Origin of the sequence: Rivularia sp. PCC 7116, assembly GCF_000316665.1 — a bacterium.
Taxonomy (GTDB): domain Bacteria; phylum Cyanobacteriota; class Cyanobacteriia; order Cyanobacteriales; family Nostocaceae; genus Rivularia.
Genome location: NC_019678.1, coordinates 669,042 through 689,391 on the forward strand (window position 1 = coordinate 669,042; position 20,350 = coordinate 689,391).

At 35.8% G+C, this 20,350-nt stretch carries 9 protein-coding genes; 5 read left to right on the forward strand and 4 right to left on the reverse strand.

All coding sequences use genetic code 11. The features are described 5' to 3' along the window. Positions 1-141: 141 nt before the first annotated feature. The 4 genes from RIV7116_RS02530 (at position 142) to RIV7116_RS02545 (ending at position 10,856) form a co-directional block, all read left to right on the forward strand. Positions 142-5,649, forward strand: a complete 5,508-nt coding sequence (locus RIV7116_RS02530; protein ID WP_015116695.1) for an ATP-binding sensor histidine kinase — start codon at positions 142-144, stop codon at positions 5,647-5,649. Positions 5,650-5,651: 2 nt separating this feature from the next. Next, positions 5,652-7,943 (forward strand): response regulator, encoded by a 2,292-nt coding sequence (locus tag RIV7116_RS02535; RefSeq protein ID WP_015116696.1) that lies wholly within the window; start codon positions 5,652-5,654, stop codon positions 7,941-7,943. Between the two features lie 405 nt (positions 7,944-8,348). Then, positions 8,349-9,815: a PLP-dependent aminotransferase family protein gene (locus tag RIV7116_RS02540; protein WP_015116697.1), complete on the forward strand. Its 1,467-nt coding sequence runs from the start codon at positions 8,349-8,351 to the stop codon at positions 9,813-9,815. Between the two features lie 105 nt (positions 9,816-9,920). Then, positions 9,921-10,856 carry an alpha/beta hydrolase gene (locus RIV7116_RS02545; RefSeq protein ID WP_015116698.1) on the forward strand — a complete coding sequence of 312 codons (936 nt, stop codon included), beginning with the start codon at positions 9,921-9,923 and terminating at the stop codon, positions 10,854-10,856. Positions 10,857-10,986: 130 nt separating this feature from the next. On the opposite strand, the gene RIV7116_RS02550 is transcribed toward RIV7116_RS02545, so the two are convergent. The 3 genes from RIV7116_RS02550 to RIV7116_RS02560 all read right to left on the reverse strand — a co-directional run bounded on the left by RIV7116_RS02550 (position 10,987) and on the right by RIV7116_RS02560 (position 14,617). Then, positions 10,987-11,991: a glycosyltransferase gene (locus RIV7116_RS02550; protein ID WP_015116699.1), complete on the reverse strand. Its 1,005-nt coding sequence runs from the start codon at positions 11,989-11,991 to the stop codon at positions 10,987-10,989. A 417-nt stretch (positions 11,992-12,408) separates the two neighbouring features. Beyond that, positions 12,409-14,001 carry a 2-isopropylmalate synthase gene (locus RIV7116_RS02555; RefSeq protein WP_015116700.1) on the reverse strand — a complete coding sequence of 531 codons (1,593 nt, stop codon included), beginning with the start codon at positions 13,999-14,001 and terminating at the stop codon, positions 12,409-12,411. 94 nt (positions 14,002-14,095) lie between these two features. Beyond that, complete coding sequence (locus RIV7116_RS02560; RefSeq protein ID WP_044290726.1) at positions 14,096-14,617, reverse strand: NYN domain-containing protein; 522 nt, start codon at positions 14,615-14,617, stop codon at positions 14,096-14,098. 1,065 nt (positions 14,618-15,682) lie between these two features. Here RIV7116_RS02560 and RIV7116_RS02565 point away from each other — a divergent pair. Next, a complete protein-coding gene (locus tag RIV7116_RS02565; RefSeq protein ID WP_015116702.1) occupies positions 15,683-18,013 on the forward strand; it encodes a serine/threonine-protein kinase in 2,331 nt (776 codons plus the stop codon). Between the two features lie 89 nt (positions 18,014-18,102). On the opposite strand, the gene RIV7116_RS33605 is transcribed toward RIV7116_RS02565, so the two are convergent. Then, positions 18,103-20,001, reverse strand: coding sequence for a FecR family protein (locus RIV7116_RS33605; RefSeq protein ID WP_015116703.1), 1,899 nt, complete (start codon positions 19,999-20,001; stop codon positions 18,103-18,105). Positions 20,002-20,350 lie beyond the last annotated feature (349 nt).

Here is a 20,350-nt window from a genome sequence, read left to right on the forward strand (position 1 = left end):
AAATTCGACTAAGCTCAAACCTTATCAATCAGTTTTTATCTTTGATAGGGTAATTATTAAAAGTGATGCTAAAAACTTAAAATATAATTTTTATGTAAGATGTGGGAATACTAAATCCATAAGCACCAGGGATTCAGTATTATGTCTAGCATCTATGGATATCAAATTTTAAAACAACTTTACAACAGTTCTAGAACAATTGTATATCGTGGTGTTCGACAAGCTGACCGCAAACCTGTAATTATTAAACGTCTCAAAAATTCATTACCAAGCTTCAGCGAATTATTACATTTCCGTAACCAATACAGCATCACCAAAAATATATGCTCACCTTACATCATTCAATCCTATGGCTTAGAAGAAGATAATCGTAATATCTGTGCATTAATAATGGAAGACATGGGAGGAATTTCTCTTCAAGAATATTTCACTAATAATTTAAAGACTATATACACCGCTTCTATAGATAATGTCGCGTTTTTAGAAGAATTTATTAAAATAGCAATTTCCCTATGCGATGCCCTAGATGCTTTATATCGCTATAGAATAATTCATAAAGATATTAAACCCGCGAACATATTAATTAATCCAGCTACCAAGCAAGTTAAAATAATCGATTTTAGTATTGCTTCTTTACTTCCAAAAGAAACCCAAACTTTAATTAGCCCATCGGTTTTAGAAGGTACTTTAAGCTATATATCTCCAGAGCAAACTGGAAGAATGAATCGCGGTATTGACTATCGTACTGATTTATATTCTTTAGGTGTTACTTTTTACGAATTACTGACGGGAGAATTACCGTTTAAATCGCAAGATGCCATAGAGTTGGTGCATTGTCATATTGCAAAACAACCACCAAACATAAATAAACCTCACCCTAATTCTCTCCTTATTAAGGAGAGGGGAAAAGAGATTCCACAGGTACTTTCAGATATCGTCATGAAATTAATGGCGAAAAATGCAGAAGACAGATATCAAAGTGCTTTAGGATTAAAGTATGATTTAGAGATTTGTCTAAAGCGAATACGGGATATTGGCAAAATAGAAAATTTTATAATTGCTCAAAGAGATATTTGTGATAGGTTTATTATCCCTGAAAAGCTTTACGGCAGGGAACGGGAAGTTGAGCAAATATTAGCCGCATTTGACAGAGTTACTGGTACTTTGTCTTGTTTATTGAGTGAGAAAAAAAACGATTTTTTAGAAACAAAGCCCTGTAAAGAATATAAAGCGGAATTAATACTAGTAGGAGGATTTTCTGGTATTGGAAAAACTGCATTGGTAAATGAGGTTCATAAACCAATTATTAAACAACGCGGTTATTTTATTAAAGGCAAATTTGACCAGTTTAACCGTAATATTCCCTTAGACGGTTTTATCCAAGCATTTCGAGATTTAATGGGACAAATATTGAGTGAAAGCGATGCTCAATTGTCAAGTTGGAAACAAGAGATATTAAAAGCTTTAGGAGATAATGCCCAGGTAATTATTGATGTAATTCCTGAACTAGAATTAGTTATTGATAAGCAACCATCGGCACCGGAATTATTCGGAATTGCGGCACAAAATAGATTTAATTTATTATTTCAAAAATTTATTCAAGTTTTTACGACAAAGGCACATCCTTTAGTTGTATTTTTAGATGATTTGCAGTGGGCTGATTCGGCATCTTTGAAAATGATGCAGTTACTTTTGTGCGAATCACAAACTAGCTATTTATTAATGATTGGCGCTTACCGAAATAACGAAGTATTTCCCGCTCATCCTTTAATGTTGGTATTAGATATTATTAAAAAAAACGGAACAATAGTCAATACCATTACTCTGAAAAATTTAAATAAAGCGAGCTTAAATAATTTACTTGCAGATACTCTTTCATGTTCTAAGCAAGTAGCAAAACCTTTAACTAATATTATCTATCAAAAAACTAAAGGTAATCCATTTTTTGCGACTCAGTTCTTCAAAGCTTTACATAATGACGGATTAATTAACTTTGATACGAAAGCAGGATATTGGCAATATGATATTAGCGAAGTTCATTCCGCAGGATTAACCAATGATGTAGTTGAATTTATGGTACTTCAATTATCAAAGTTACCAGAATCGACACAAAATGTTTTGAAGTTAGCTGGTTGTATCGGTAATAAATTTGATTTAGAAACGTTATCAATTATCTCCGAACAATCAAATCAAGAAACAGCAGCTTGTCTATGGTACGCTTTACAAAATGGTATAGTCTTACCACAAGGTGATGTTTATAAGTTGTTTGTTGGAGAGGATATAGATAATAATTCCCAGGCTACGGAAGTTGTTGAATATAAGTTTTTGCATGACAGGGTTCAACAAGCAGCCTACTCTTTGATTCCAGAGGAACAAAAACAAAAAACTCATTGGCAAATTGGGCAGGCACTATTAACAGCAATTTCAAAGCGACAGTTGGAAGAAAAGCTTTTTGAAGTTGTTAATCAACTTAATAATGGTCTGAGTTTTTGTAAGGAAGACGCAAAAACTCAAGAAAAAATCGCTCGACTAAACTTGCAAGCAGGGCGAAAAGCTAAGGAATCAACTGCATATACTGCTGCTATTAGTTATTTCAGTCAAGGAATTAGTTTGCTTGCTTTCGACTGTTGGGAGAATCAATACGAATTAAGTTTTGAACTATATCGACTGCTAGCAGAGACAGAACATCTTAATGGTAATTTTGAACGAGCAGAAAAACTAGTTTACGATATTATAAATAAAGCTAATTCAAATATACTAAAAGCTGACCTTTATAACCTTTTAGTTGTGCAATTCACATTAGAAGGAAAATACGAGCAAGCAAACAAATTGGGAGAAAAAGGACTCATATTATTAGGTATTCAAATACCAAAAGATAATCTGCAATCTTCTATATATGAGCAATTAAAAAAAGTTAGAGATGAGTTTAAGCAACAAGAAATTGTCTCTATTTTGAATAAACCGATGATGAATCAAGAGCAGATAAAAACAGCAATCAAGCTTTTGATTAATCTCGATCCACCAAACTACATTACTGGAAATTTGAATCTGTATATGTTCGTTTCTCTAAAAGCAGTTTTACTGTCTTTAGAATATGGTAACGCTGCGGAATCAGCGAAAGCCTATGCAAATTATGGATTAATTTTGGGTACGGTTTTAGGGGATTATCAAACTGGCTATGAATTTGGCACGCTTGCCTATAATCTCAGTAAAATTCACCAAAACCAGGGACAACTATGTAAAGCAAGTTTGCTCTTAAGTGGTTGGTTATATAGCTGGAATCAACCCATTGCTGATGCTGAAAAAGTTGCTCTTAGTGGGTATCAAGCAGGTTTAGAATCTGGAGAAATCCAATTTGCAGGTTACAACCTGTTTGCTTTAGGTTGCATCCTCAATTTTAAGGGTACGAAATTAAAGCAAATTCAGAAAGAAATTAGCAATTGGCTTCATTTTACCAAGAAAACTAAAAATCAACTAGGATTTGAAATCTTATCAGCGCTTCAGTTTACTGTTTTTAAATTATTAGGCGAAAATAGTTCAAACCTCAAATATATTCAATACCAAAGTCCATTAGCAGTTGCAATTGATCGTACCTATCAATGTCAATTTTTTTACTTGCTAAACCAGCCCGATTTATCTTTAAAACATGCCTTGGAAGCAGAAAAACTGGTATTAACAATGGCTGGTTTTGTCACTTCTGGAGAATACCATTTTTATGTACCTTTAACTTTTCTCAACTGCTTGCCAAGTATGCAGAAAGAACAACAAAAGTCATACTGGGAAAAAATAAAATCACACGAAGATAAACTTAAAATATGGGCAGAACAATGTCCGCAAAATTTTCAGCATAAATACTTGCTATTACAAGCAGAAATTAATCGAGTTAATTGTGATTTTATTAATGCTATTGATAATTACGATAAAGCTATATCTCAAGCAAAAGCTAATAAATTTATTCATGAAGAAGCTTTAGCAAACGAGCTGGCAGGTAAATTTTATCTTGACTGGAATAAAGATAAATTTGCTCAAATATATATAGAAGAAGCTTACTATTGCTATGCGAAATGGGAAGCTAAAGCCAAAACTGATGATTTAGAAAAAAGATACCCCCAAATACTTGCAAACATTATAAAAACACAACAAAATTATTTTCCAACTCTCAATCAATCGAAACTTACTAGACAAGTTATGCAGACAACTAGTTCTAGCAGCAGTTATATTTCAGAAAATCTCGACTTAAGCAGCATTCTCAAAGCCTCACAAGCATTATCTAGTGAAATTCAATTAGAAAAATTAATTTCTAAGTTAATGCAAGTGGTGATAGAAAATGCAGGAGCTGAAAAAGCCGCTTTGATTTTGCTAAACGAAGATACCTTAACCTTAATGCTCAAAGCACTGGCTAGCTCTTCCGGAAGTTTAAACTTGCTTGATGTACCATACCAAGACAGCCAAGACATCCCCACTACATTAATTAACCATGTCAAACGTACTCAAAAAATAATCGTATTAGATGACGGTACAGCACAAAGTGATTTTATCGCCGATTCATATTTCATCGTTCAACAACCTAAAAGTTCGCTGTGTATGCCGATTTTAGATAGAGGAAAATTAATCGGCTTGCTATATTTAGAAAATAATTTGACGATTGGTGCATTTACACAGCATCGTGTTGAAATTCTCAATTTACTATGCACCCAAGCAGCTATTTCTCTAGAAAATGCCCAGCTTTACAGTAAATTAGAAAACTATTCTCATACTTTAGAGCAAAAAGTTGAAGAACGTACTCAAGAAGTAACCCAAAAAGCTGCTGAACTAGAATCTATTTTAAAAGAATTAAAACGCACTCAATCCCGATTAATTCAAACTGAAAAAATGTCTGGATTAGGTCAACTTGTTGCCGGTATTGCTCACGAAATAAATAATCCCATCAGTTTTATTTACGGTAATCTTAATCCAGCTTCAGAATATGCAGAATCATTGATTGAATTGATTAATTTATACAAAAGGCATTATCCTCAATCTCCACCGGAAATTGAATCAAAAATTAAAGATATCGAACTAGATTATTTGATTGAAGACTTACCAAAAATACTCGATTCAATAGAGACTGGAGCAGTACGTATCCGTGAAATAGTTCTGTCATTAAGAAACTTTTCTCGCTTGGATGAAGCCGAAATAAAGCCTGTAGATATTCATGCTGGAATTGACAGTGCTTTGTTAATTTTGCAGCATAAATTTAGCTCAAATGATAAATATCCAGAAATTGAAGTAATTAAAAATTATAATCAGCTTCCAGCAATTAACTGCTATGCCTCTGAATTAAATCAAGTATTCATGAATATTATCAGTAATGCGATTGACGCTTTACGAGATAAAACAATAAACAAACCAAAAATTACAGTTAGCACTTCATTTAAAGATACAAAAACTATCTTCATCAGTATCAAAGATAATGGTATTGGTATTAGTAAATCAACTTTAAATAAAATATTTGACCCATTTTTTAGCACAAAACCTGTTGGTAGCGGTACGGGTTTGGGTTTATCAACCAGCTATTCGATAGTGGTAGAAAAACATCGAGGAAATCTAAGTTGTAATTCAACATTAGGTGAAAGAACAGAATTTTTAATCGAATTGCCTCTTAAATAATAATGAAAATTAAAAACAAAATTATTTTCGGTTACTTACTCGCCTTAACAATTGCGCTCTTAGGTACGGGAACGGGATTAGTTGTAGGAAATAATTATCAACACAAAGTGCTACAAGCTAGACAAACAGCTTCTAAAGAAAGAAAATTTCTCAGCAGATTGCAAGTTGGTATTTTGTACAATCGTATTACCAAGCAACTAACTCCCCATTTGCAAGATAAGCAAGCATTCCGTCGCGAGGGTATGGAGTTAATTGAACGCATCGATAAAATTCAGACTATGTTGACTACTTATAATCAATCTAGTCAACCTCTTACACTAAAAGGTTTACAACCACTACTTGAAGATTATAAGGTAACCGTTGCAAAATTTAGAACACGATCGCGAAGTGTTGTAGATGAGGTTGACACATTATTAATTACATCACCTGATAACAAAGAAAAAGCCGAAAAGCTGGTAGTTAATTTAGCCAAAAGCCGGGAGTTTGCCGATTTTGTTGAAATTGCCGATAAATTAACTAAGTTTTATGAGCTTGCAGAAAAACAAGAGAGTTTACATGAAACTCATTTAATTAAAGCCGAACAAATACGTACCCGAATTATTATTTTAAGTATGGGAATATCTATTGCAATTGGAGTGATTATAGCTGTTTATATCAGTAGAACAATTGCTTACCCAATCCAAACTTTAAATAAAATAGCTTTACAGGTTACTGAAGAAGATAATTTTACTTTACAAAGTCCTATTGAAACTAAAGATGAAGTAGGATTGCTAGCTGCTTCCTTTAATCAACTAATTTATCGCGTTAACCAACTTTTACAGGAACGGCAAATTTATACAGAAAAACTGGAATATACCAAAGAAGCTGCGGATGCTGCTAACCAAGCAAAGAGTGAATTTTTGGCGAACATGAGCCACGAACTTCGTACCCCTTTAAACGGTATTTTAGGCTATGCCCAAATACTTAAACGGTCAAATCAACTACAAGAAAAAGAACATCGTGGTGCCCAAATCATTTATCAATGTGCTTCTCATCTACTTACCCTTATTAATGACATTTTAGATATTTCCAAAATCGAAGCTCGTAAACTTGAATTAGAATTTCAACAGATTCATTTTCCTTCTTTTTTGGAAACAGTCATAGAAATATTTCGGGTACAGGCAGAACAAAAAGGAATTGATTTTATTTACGAGCCAGATAAAAATCTTCCTGTTAGTATCTTGGCTGATGAAAAACGACTTCGCCAAGTGCTGATTAATCTGCTCAATAATGCGATCAAATTTACAGTTCATGGCAGCGTCACCTTCACAGTTAAATGCACTAACTTTTGTGAATCGACAAATGAAAAACCGATTGTTTCTATCAACTTTCAAATAGAAGATACAGGTATTGGTATTGCCGAAAACGAGCAAACCCAAATCTTCGGCTCCTTTGAACAAGTTGGCGACAAAAAACAGCAATCCGAGGGAACTGGTTTAGGTTTAGCTATTAGTCAAAGAATTGTTGAGCTTATGGGTAGCAAGATTCAAGTCGAAAGCCAATTGGGGTTAGGTAGCGCTTTTAGTTTTGAGCTTAGCTTTGGTATTTGCGATAATTGGACGCAAAATATATCCCAGAATCATCAAGGGCAGATTGTGGGTTACTCTGATGTTCCTCGTCGTATCCTGGTAGTGGATGATTTATGGGAAAATCGCTCAGTTTTAATCGGATTACTAGAACCACTTGGGTTTAAACTAACTGAAACGCAAAACGGTAAACAAGCATTACTTAAAGCTAAACAACAACCGTTTGATTTGATTATAACTGACATTATGATGCCAGAAATGGACGGCTTTGAAATGCTTAAGCACCTACGCAATGACTCGCAAATTAAGCATATAAAAGTAATTATTGCATCAGCATCGGTATCAGATATGGATAGGATGAAGAGTTTAGATGCAGGTGCTGATGATTTCCTACCCAAACCTATAAACTTTGAAGATTTATTGGAAATTATAGCTAAACATTTAAAACTAACTTGGAAATACGAGACAACTGATGATATTAAATTATCTTCTACGATTTCTAAAGATGATGCAGAAGAAATTTTACCAGCCCCAGAAGACTTACAAAAACTATTGCAATTAACTCAGGATGGTTCATTAAGTAAGATTCTGAAAGCTGCTGAAGAAATAGCTCAACAAAATAGTCAATATCTGCTTTTTACTGAGAAAATTATGAAGTTGGCTAAGCAATGCGAACTAGAGGAAATGGAGAAACTTTTGCAGCAAAGCCTTCATGTTACTGCTAGGTAAAGCATGATAATTTTAACTTTAACTAATCTGCATTTGCCGAGTTTTTTTAGATAGATGAAAGTATGGGGAGATAAGGAGAGAGGGGGAAGAGGGGGAAGAGGGGGTAGAAAATAACTGATTACTGCTCACTGTTCACTGTTTCTACAAAGCTATTATTCATGCTTTATTAAACATCGAAAATTATTTTAAAGTATAAAAATATTTATTTGCAAAAATTAATAATATCCATTTAATATTTACGTAACTGGCACAATTTGTTGTAGGGGAGGCAAAATGCGGTGTAGACTTTCTTCCCGCATTATTGCCGTTGCTGTGACACAAGCGAGTAGTTTGAACGCGATCGTAAAGCTTATATTGTCACGCACCAGCCGATTTTTGTGACACATACGTAAATCTTGCCATTTTATGGATTTAGCGATAATTCTCGATAGCAATTTATCAAAATCCTTGCATCAGCAACTGTACGAACAATTGCGTCAAGCAATTCTCAGCGGCAGATTAGCACCAGGGGAACGCATTCCTTCCACCCGGTTTTTGGCTAAATCCCTTTCAATTTCTCGTTTCACAGTTACCACGAGTTACGAACAACTTTTAAGCGAAGGTTATTTAGAAACAGTTAAGGGTGCGGGTACCTTCGTTTGTCAACAAATACCTGATAATTTAATTGAGTTAAAGCCAATAGAATGTATAGAAAAAAGTAACGCTTCATCAATTAAATTATCTCAATACGGAAAGACTTTAGCTGATATAGAAAATGTCCCTAGAATTTCAGAGCCGAAATTACAAATCAACTTTCGTTATGGAACACCAGCATTAAGTGAATTTCCAATTAAAATATGGCGAAGATTACTTTCGCGTTATTGTAACGCTAGTTTTAATTGGCTTGATTATTCCCAAGAGCCTAATGGTTATCAACCTTTACGAGAAGCAATCAAACGTTATTTAGCTCGTTGCCGTGCGGTTAATTGCGAGCCGGAACAGATATTAATTACTAACGGTACCCAACAAGCACTCGATTTAATTTTACGTTTGTTAATTGAACCTAGAGAAACGATAGCAATAGAAAATCCCGGTTATTTAAGCGCCAGAATTATTTTTGAAACTCAACAGGCTCAAATTTTACCCGTTTCGGTAGATAGTTCAGGTTTATTAGTAAAAGAGTTAGCCAATCAGACAGAAAAAAACGTTCGATTAGTTTATGTTACTCCTTCCCATCAGTTTCCTACCGGGGCAATTTTATCATTACCGCGACGCTTAGAATTACTGAATTGGGCGCAACAAAATGGAGCATTAATTATTGAAGATGATTATGACAGCGAATTCCGATATGGTGAAAAACCAATTCCCGCGTTACAAGGTTTGGATACAAGCGATTCAGTACTTTATATCGGGACTTTTTCAAAAGTATTGTTTCCATCTTTAAGAATCGGTTACTTAGTACTTCCTAGAAGTTTAGTTGCAATATTCGCTCGTGCAAAATGGTTGAGTGATAGACATTTACCAATATTAGAACAGCAAGCACTTACAGACTTTATAGAATCAGGATATTTAGAGCGTCATATTAGAAAAATGCGCTCAATATATAATCAACGTCGTCAGACTCTAGTAAAAGCCATAAAAAAACACTTTGGAAAACGTGCCCAGATTTTAGGAGAAAAAGCAGGAATTCATGTAATGGTGCGCTTTAAAAGCAGCTTGAGTGATGAAGAGATAATTAAAAGCGCTGCAAAAGTTGGTATAGGAATGATGTCTGCTAAACCACATTATCTCACTGCCCATTCTAGATGTGAATTTATATTCGGTTACGGAGAACTTACAGAAACACAGCTTACGGAAGGAATTCGTAAATTAGCTGAAATAATGTTTAGATGAAATCATTATCCCATGACAAAATAACCATTTATCAGCAATAACTTTACGGAATCTATAAATAATCTTGTGAAGATATTTATGAATCGATAAATAGGGGAAATCACTGTGGCAAGTTCTTTGAGTCTGTCCTTTTTTCGTCGTAAACTGCTATTAACTTGCTTATTATTCACTACGATATTCTACGCTTCATTTTCTCTATACTTGTATTTACAGCAGCGTTATTTAATATTCCGTCCTCAGCTTGAACTACAAATGCTTCCCACGGCTCCAGATTTCAATCTGAGATATCAAAATATTAAAATTTCAATTACTAACAACAAAAATGAATATTTAGATGGTTGGTGGTTTGATGCTCCAAAGCCCCATGACAAAATAGATTCAATCCCCAATGAACCAGTCAAAATTCTTTCTTCACCCAAAACTATTTTGTATTTATGCGGTGCTGGAGGCAATAAAAGTTACTACAACTATCTTGCAAGAATTCAAGCAATGCAACAGCTAGGATTTTCAGTTTTAGTTATTGACTATAGAGGATTTGGTGAAAGCAAAGGAAAACAGCATCCCAACGAATCGCAAATTTATCAAGATTCTCAAGCAGCATGGAATTATCTTGTTAATAAAAAACGCATCTCACCGAAAGATATTATTGTCTATGGAGAATCTTTAGGAGGTGCAGTTGCAATCGATTTAGCAGTTAAACATCCTCAAGCAGGTGGTTTAATCGTGCAAAGTTCTTTTACCTCAATGGCTGAAACAGTCAAACAGCAAGATTGGTTGAAAATATTTCCGATTGATTTATTGCTTACACAAAAGTTTAATTCAATTGCCAAAATCAAAAAATTACAGATTCCGGTTTTATTCATTCATGGAAGCGCGGATAGTGTTGTACCCTCATACATGAGTAGTAGATTATATAATTTAGCACCGGAACCCAAGCAATTATTTAAAGTTCCGCAAGCAGGACATTTTCGGATTTATAAACCTGGAAATAAGTCTTACTTAAAGGCTATTGAGAAATTTATTAAAAGTATAGAATCTTAATAGAGGGTATGTTATGGTGCGACGAAAAATTTAGGCGATCGCAAAGCATTTGCTTTCGCAGGTAATGCACCATTTTAATATTCAAATATATTCGATTGCTGGACTCTGCTTTTGATTTATTTGAAATAATTTATATTTTGAATTTAGAAAACCAAGCTATAATCTTTTGTGAACGAGGTCCTCTAAGATGTTTATATAAAATAAAGTTGGGTAAGGCTAATCTTATTGTGTAAAGAGTTCTCAACATAAAATAATTACTAACTCTTATGTTCCCATCAAAAATATAAGTTGGGAATTTAATCAATCGAGCAACTCTTGCAAGTAAATAAGTATCTCTTAATTCTATTGCTTTATCTACTAACAAATCTAAACTTTTATTATTCAAACTAATTGAATCTCTATGTTTCTGTTTAACAATTTCAAAATAGCGAATATAAGATTCTCGCATCAACAAACCATTATCTGTCAAATTTGCAGAGTGTTTCCGATAATAAGCTCCAATTATTGGCGTATAAACATAGGAAATATTACTATTCATCAATAAATAAAGCATTAATTCCCTATCTTCACAGGCTTTTAAAGTTTCATCAAACTGATAATTATCAAAAATACTTTTTTTAAACAGCATTGCTTGCTGTAATAAAGGAAAGGGAGATTTAGCCAAAAAATCAGGACAAATCAACAGTCTATGAATTAACTCCTCCTTGGATAATTGACCAACTTGATGAGATATGCGCTTAGTTATTCGATGGTTTTTATCAACATAAACTCTTTGATAGTCTGCGTATGCAAAAGCCTCTTGTCCTGAAAAGGTTTGCAAATATTCTAATTGAAATCTAATTTTATCTTCGTGAATCCAATCATCAGCATCTAAAAACTGAATCCACTCTCCATTTGCTTTACTGTTACCAAAATTGCGTGCTGAAGAGATACCACCATTAGGTTTAATAAAATACTGTATTTGCGGATATTTAGCAATTAGTTCTTGGGCTATTTCTGCTGTTTTATCTGTTGAACCATCATCAACAATAATACATTCAATATTAGAATAGCTTTGCGCCAAAACACTTTTAACGGCTTGTTCTAAATATGCAGCTTTATTATAAGAAGTAATAATAATTGAAACTAAAGTCATTATTGTAATTAATTATAATATGTATAAAATTTATAATATTTTATTTTGTGTTTGGCTGCTAATTGTTAATATTTTAATCCATTGTTTATTTAATCCTATAGAGGCGGACTTTTGCTATTAACTAAACATATGGGTTGAATTAAGAGGCAACAAAGCCGTGAAAGATACCTCCCACGCTCCGCGTGAATGGGTTGGGGCGGCGTGTCGGCGGACAGAGTATTCTTTGTGCCGAACCACCTTGTTCACATTCCCATCAAAATTCTAACCTTCTTCCTTCTTCCCTCTTCCTTCGTTTAGCTTTGGGTTTACAACTCGAAGCGAGTGTGAATATTAAGGAATTATCTTATTGAATTAAAAACCCGATATCTTGAAGATACCGGGTTCCTATATCTTTAAAAGAATTATTCCACAATATTGCTACGCGGTTACTTGCTGCTTCTGCTTATTTTGTAATGCTCCATATAACCTATTGAGGGCATTTACATAAGCTTGAGCCGATGCAACAATAATATCCGTATTTGCCGAACGACCGGAATAAATCTTATCCTCATACTTCAAGCGGATAGTTACTTCTCCAATCGCATCAATGCCTGCAGTAACGGATTGTACGGAAAATTCAATCAATTTATTCGGTACATTGACCACTCGATTGATTGCTTTATATATAGCATCTACCGGCCCGGTACCAATAGCTGCATCAGTTAATTCTTCGCCTTGTGGATTGCGTAGAGTCACGGTTGCTGTTGGACTTGCATTGCTACCACAAGAAACCTGTACCAATTCCAACTTGAACAAATCGGGTGCTTGTTGAATTTCATCATTTACAAGCGCTTCTAAATCCCAATCGGTAATTTCTTTCTTTTTGTCAGCAACTTCCTTAAATCTCACAAATGCTTTGTTCAAATCATTCTCTGATAGTTCAAAACCCAATTCTTTCAAACGAGTACGAACAGCATTTCTTCCAGATAGTTTGCCCAAAACAATTTGATTTTCTGTCAAACCAATTGACTGAGCATCCATAATTTCATAGGTGAGCTTGTTTTTCAACACCCCATCTTGATGAATTCCAGATTCGTGAGCAAAAGCATTTGTACCGACAATTGCTTTGTTTGGCTGCACCAACATTCCCGTTAAATTAGAAACTAAACGAGAAGTTTTGTATATCTGCTGAGTATCAATATTAGTTAATCCTGCTTCCGAATCAACTGCTCGCCCCAGGAAAGGATTAAAGTACTGCCTGCGAACGTGCAAAGCCATTACCAATTCTTCCAAAGCTGCATTTCCAGCGCGTTCTCCAATACCATTGATGGTACATTCTAGTTGCCTTGCACCATTTTTTACTGCTTCTAAAAAGTTCGCGACAGCTAATCCTAAATCGTTGTGTCCGTGAACCGAAATAATCGCTTTATCTATATTAGAAACATTATCATTAATTCCCTTAATTAAAGCTCCAAATTCGCTTGGAGTTATATAACCAACAGTATCGGGAATATTAACTGTTGTAGCTCCTGCCGCAATAACTCGTTCCAAAACTTGATAAAGGAATTCAGGATCGGAACGTCCTGCATCTTCTGGTGAAAATTCTATATCATTAGTGAAACTTTTAGCATAAGCAACCATTTCTTCAGCAATTGATAGCACCTCTTCCCTAGTTTTTCTCAACTTATATTTGAGGTGAATGTCAGAAGTTGCTAAAAAAGTATGAATTCGACCTTTTGCTGCTGGCTTTATTGCTTCTGCCGCTGTCTTAATATCATCTTTCTTCGCTCTTGCCAAACTACAAATTACTGGGCCATTTTCAGTACCTACAGTTTGAGCAATCCTGCTAACAGCTTCAAAATCTCCTGGACTTGTAAAGGCAAAACCCGCTTCAATTACATCCACACCTAAACGGGCTAGCTGCTTAGCAATAGTCAACTTTTCATCAATATTTAACGCTGCTCCCGGAGATTGCTCCCCATCCCTAAGCGTAGTATCAAAAATAATGATTCGTTCTGAATTAGTTGTCATAAGCTTATTTTTGTTGATTAATTCCTTGTGCCTAACAATACTTTCTAGTTTAAATTTTTTTACTATTAATTTTCTAAATAATTGTAAAGTTTCTCTACGCTTCAGTTTTTTCTATACTGTCTCTAATTTCGTTTAAATCAATATATCTATCGGTGGCATTACGTAATTCTCTTGCTATCATTCCCTCTGTAGACACTACAGTTATATGAGTGTTTTTCGAGCGTAATAATTCAATTGCTCTTTCAAAATCTCCATCTCCGCTAAATAAAATTACTCTGTCATATTGGTCTACTGTATTAAACATATCTACGACAATTTCAATATCTAAATTAGCTTTTTGAGAGTAACGTCCGGAGGAGTCATCGTAGTATTCTTTGAGTATTTTAGTTCGTACTGTATATCCTAAACTAATTAGAGCGTCTCGGAAACCTCGTTGATCCTGTGGGTCTTTTAAGCCAGTATACCAAAATGCATTAATTAAATTTGTATGTATTTGCTCGTATTTGAAGTATTCTAATACTCGTCGCGGGTCAAAAAACCAACCATTCTTTTGTTGAGCATAGAACATATTGTTTCCGTCTACAAAAATAGACAGACGGGTCATATGAGATTCCATAGGAAATTACACCATTAAATATAAATGAATCTAGATTGAACAATAGATTATAGCAATAATAAAATGACAAATTCGCGCCTTGTATATAAATTATATTGTCATGTATAGCTTTTATCTATCATTTGCCAATTTAGGAGATTGACTAAAACATTAAACTGTGGTTAAAGCAACAAGAGATTGTTTTTCACCTTTGATATGCTTATAGACACCTGTAATCAAAATCTACCAATAAAATTGACTAAGTAACAGAGTTTTTAGCTGTATATTAGTTAAGTTTACTCCTAAAGCCGGTAACTAACTCTCAAGCCAGAGTTTGATGCTTGAGCATCCGACACTATTAACGGGATAGTATGGTTTTTATGATTTTGAATAAACGCGGCTCTTAAGTACTGCTATGGGTAAAAAGAAGGAATGTATATTTTCTCATATATATTAAGAAGCATTTCATTCGCTTTCTAGCTTTGCAGTATTTAGAAAGCGATGAGTGAGTAAAGATTTTTAACAATTGCTTACAGATAATAGAGTACCCACTCTTATACAGGAAATCATCTTAAATTAATAAAGCAATATGTCTAGCCTAAAATTAACTGACGTGAAAGACGCAATTCAATATTGCATTTTTCAGCCATTGCAAGGCTTCAAAAGAACTTCTATAAAATATTTTTGCCGTATTTAAACTTACTTGTAAAAATAATTTTAGGTATTAGGAAAAAACATTAGTTCTATTTTTGCTACAGGCATAGCATAAAGGCTACATATAATTAGAATATGAAATATACATATTTTTACTTGCAATCCCTTTAAGGAACGAAGTAGTTTATCCTTCATTTACGATCTACTCGATTAAGTTAATACCCTTCTTCAATAGCTCAAGCCGTATTGATTCTGTAGTAGAAAATTTACTGATATATGACTACAAAAGATAACATCGAATCATCCTTTATAGCTGTATAATATTTTCATATATATAGATTTATATTTAAGTATTATAAATAGGTTAACTTACACAAAATAACGTGTAAAGCGGAACGGCATTGTTGTACGTAAATAAACTTCAAATACAATATGGCAGAAGAACCTACATATAACATAACTAAAAAATATGTGTCTGCTGCCAAGAAACTGCTAAGTCTTCCGAAACAAGCTACTTCCACTGTATCGGCACAATCCTTTAAGATGATGGCTCGTTTAGGGCATATTCTTGCTGGTGCCTCGGTGTTAGGGGTTGTATTGCTAGCAGGTTCTGGCAATGATTTGACGATTTGGATAGAAAATCAAGCAGCAAGCGTTTTTTATTTAATACGAGGAAAAGAAACTCCCCCCAAAGACATCGTCATTTTAGCGATAGACGATGATTCAATATCACTTCCTAAGCAGTCTTATGAAATAGATTCTCAATCTTATTTAGAACTGCTCAATTCTTTCCCTTTTCGACGGCAAGCATATGCCCTTGTAATTGAGAAATTAATTCAAGCTGGGGCGCGTCATGTAGCCGTAGACATACTTTTTGATTATCCAAGCAGTCATGGGCAAGCCGATGATAAAGAATTTATTAATTCGCTAAATCGTTATGGAGATAAAGTTACTTTAGCCGCACTCTACGAAACATCTGAATCATACCAAGGAATTTCTTGGCAATTGGTACTGCCACATCAACAATTTCGCAGTACTTCGGTATCTATAGGAACGGTAAACTTTCCTCTTGAGGTAGATGCTAAAGTTCATAAATTAGCAAACGTTTTTCTCAAGCAGCTCGCAGAGCAAGATGGCATAATTCCCAACGCAATGCCTTCATTTGACCAATCCGTACTAATAGCCGCCAATATAAAATATCCCCAACCCAAAGGCGATCGCATCTATTTTTATGGAGGAGCGGGAACATTTAAAACTTTGTCTTTTTGGAATGTTTTTGAGCCAGAATTTTGGGATACTAATCTACAAGGCGGAAAGGTATTCAAAGACAAAATTGTTCTAATAGGCTCCACAGCTAGGACGCAAAAAGGAGATGATTATCACCAAATTGCTCTATCTTCTGGCTGGCTGTATCCAGAAAAAATGGCTGGAGTCGAAATTCATGCCAATGCGATCGCAACCTTAATGGAAGGGAAAGCTATTGCCTCTCCACTTTCGACCTCACTACATCGTAGTCTTTTTGTACTAGTTTTGGTTGGTGGTTCTACGCTGTTAATTGCTAGAGTCAGACAAGGTACAGCGAGATTTGTCACCAGTGTTGTGCTTGCTACAGTTTGGGCAGGAATTAGTTATAGTTTGTTTGTTTACGCTCAGTTAATTCTTCCTACTAGTCTACCGATATTTGCAATTTCTACGGTTGGACTTTGCTATTTCGGAACCGAAGTAGCTCGTGAAAAGTTAAGGAAAACTCAACTCGTCGATATTTTACAAAGGCACGCTTCAAATCGCGTCGTACAAGAAATAATATCTCAACAAGATGATTTAAAAGATTTATTAGGACAGCGCTTAAAAGAAATATCGGGAAAAATATTAGATGGTAGATATAAAATTGTCGAAGTCTTAGGCTCTGGTGGATTTAGCGAAACTTATATTGCTGAAGATACCAAGCTTCCAGGCAATCCACGATGCGTTGTCAAGCAGCTCAAGCCAGTTAATAACAAAACGGAGCAATTACAAGTAGCTAGACGCTTATTCAAATCAGAAGCTCAAACCCTACAGGTATTAGGAAATTATAATCAAATTCCCCAACTTCTAGCTTACTTTGAAGAAGAAGAAGAATTTTATTTAGTTCAAGAATACATCATCGGTAGTCCCTTGAATAGAGCAATATCTTCAGAAGAACGTCTTTGCGAACCAGAAGTAATTGAAATACTCAAAGATTTACTGCAAACATTAGTATTTGTACACAACAAAGGTGTAATTCATCGCGATATAAAACCCAGCAATATTATCCGACGGCAATCAGATGGCAAGTTAGTATTGATTGACTTTGGTGCTGTAAAAAAAGTATCTACTCAAGTAATTAATTCTCAAGAGCAAACAGCTTTTACCATTGGTATTGGTACAAAAGGTTATGCTCCGCGAGAACAATGTTTGGGATATCCGCAATATAGCAGCGATATTTACGCTGTGGGAATGATAGGTATCTTCTTTTTAACTGGTATACCCCCTCATGAATTACCAATAGACGAAAACCAAGAAGTTGAATGGACTGAGAAAGCAACTACTAGTAAGGCTTTTGCCCAAATTCTTCGCAAAATGGTGCTTGACAATCATGAATTAAGGTATAAGTCAGCCGTAGAAGCACTCGAAGCAATTTGTCAATTGACAGATTCTGCTTCTTCTAATTTTTTAACAGATAACTCATCGATAGATACTATACCTTTGAAAGATGCCGATGCTCCTACGGAACCCTGGAATTGATGCTGTAAGGTGTCTCTGCGGTTTTTTAAAGAGAGTTTATAAGCCCTCAGCATCAATGTGGTGGAGCTATAACGCACCATTGTATTTATCTAAGTAGATATTGGAGGTGGTTCGTTAACTGGTGGTTCAGCCGCTGGAGGCTCTGTTGTTGGCGGATTTGGAGGAGTTTGTGGAGTTGTCGGTGTTGGACTTCCACCGCCGTTTGTGGGTGGAGGTTCCGGTGTTTGTGGCATTGGACTTCCACCACCGTTGGTTGGTGTTGTTGGTGAAGGTTCCGGTGTTTGTGGCATTGGACTTCCACCACCGTTGGTTGGTGTTGTTGGTGAAGGTTCCGGTGTTTGGGGCATTGGACTTCCACCACCGTTGGTTGGTGTTGTTGGTGAAGGTTCCGGTGTTTGTGGCATTGGACTTCCGCCGCCGTTGGTTGGTGTTGTTGGTGAAGGTTCCGGTGTTTGGGGCATTGGACTTCCACCACCGTTGGTTGGTGTTGTTGGTGAAGGTTCCGGTGTTTGTGGCATTGGACTTCCACCACCGTTGGTTGGTGTTGTTGGTGAAGGTTCCGGTGTTTGTGGCATTGGACTTCCGCCGCCGTTGGTTGGTGTTGTTGGTGTTGTTGGTATTGTTGGTGTTGTTGGTGAAGGCTCCGGTGAAGGAGTCACTGGTGTTGGACTCCCACTACCTGTTGTTGGTGTCGTTGGTGTTGTTGGTGAAGGCTCCGGTGAAGGAGTTACTGGTGTTGGACTCCCACTACCTGTCGTTGGTGTTGTTGGTGTTGTTGGTGAAGGCTCCGGTGAAGGAGTCACTGGTGTTGGGCTCCCACTACCTGTTGTTGGTGTCGTTGGTGTTGTTGGTGAAGGCTCCGGTGAAGGAGTTACTGGTTTTGGACTTCCACCGCCGTTGGTTGGTGTTGTCGGTGTTGTTGGTGAAGGCTCCGGTGAAGGAGTTACTGGTTTTGGACTTCCACCGCCGTTGGTTGGTGTTGTCGGTGTTGTTGGTGAAGGCTCCGGTGAAGGAGTTACTGGTGTTGGATTTCCACCGCCGTTGGTTGGTGTTGTTGGTGTTGCAGGCGTTGGACTTCCGCTATTACTAGGTGGGGTTAAATTATTGTTGTTATTGGATGGTGATTTATCTTCGTTTATCTCAGGAGTATCTGTAATAAAGTCTCCCGTTTCTAACCAAGTATTTGTAGGTGGATTATCAGCAACTTGCTCGCCTGGTTGTTCCGAAGCAACAGGACTCAATTCTAGAAAAGATGGATTTTCAACTATTTTATCGCCAACAATCGGCTCCTGTTTTGCTACAGCTTCAGACGTTTCTGCTTGAACACTAGCTATGGCAGCATCTTCAGATCCTGTATCGCTTGAGTTAGTTAAATCAAGTCCCCGTACTAAATCGCTTGTATCATAAAAAGTTCTGAGGTCAAAATTGTATAATCCCTCAATTCTTCCTTTAACTACTACTATTAACTGTCCCGCTTTAAGTACTCGAGAGCGAGATTCATCTTTATTAAAAACTTCTATACCGCTATTAGTCAGCGAACCTACTACTGTAGTATCTGTTTGCTCATCGTATCGTACAAACAATGCCGAACCACGAATAGTTGCAGCCGCGCTACGGGTTCTTACTCTTGTTCGTCCTTGCCCAGGTGGTATAAGCAATAGCACGGTTCCGTTCGATAGTCTAAATGTTCGAGTTCTGGGCAAAAATCTAAATACTGCTCGCTCACCAATCCGCGCTAAAGAACCATCGTTGAAACGCAAGTCAGCCAAAGAAGCCCTACCTGTAGCTAGTCCATCTCCAGGATTCATAGTATCCCTCCTTCTGGCTCGCCGTTTAGGTCGATTCCGAGGCATAAGTTGTACCCAGTTATGCAACTTCTTTACTACAGCCCTAGTCAAAGGAGTTGATGCACTTGCCTTTTGTGGCATTGGCATCACTACAACTCCACATAATGTAACAATCGCTAAAGGAACTAACTTGCGGAACATAAAAATTGTGCGCCTTGCATAATTTTACAATTACCACACCATCCAAAAGGGATAGTGAAGTCAAAATTTGAGCCTGTAAACTGTTATAGCAGTTTTTTTACGTAAATTTGCTTAAATAGTATTCAAAATTAAATGTATAAGATAGGCAAATGTACTATATAGTATGAACTTCCAATTTATTTTCTTACCCCAAAGAAAATCTTATTTATCTTTTCTCAATGATTATGATTAATTATATTGATTTTCGTTATTATTTTAATCAATTATAAATACTGAATTTGGGCAGAATTTCAGATTGTAAGCAGGACATTTATAAATCTCTCAGTTGAGTCTAATCAAACTAAACAAG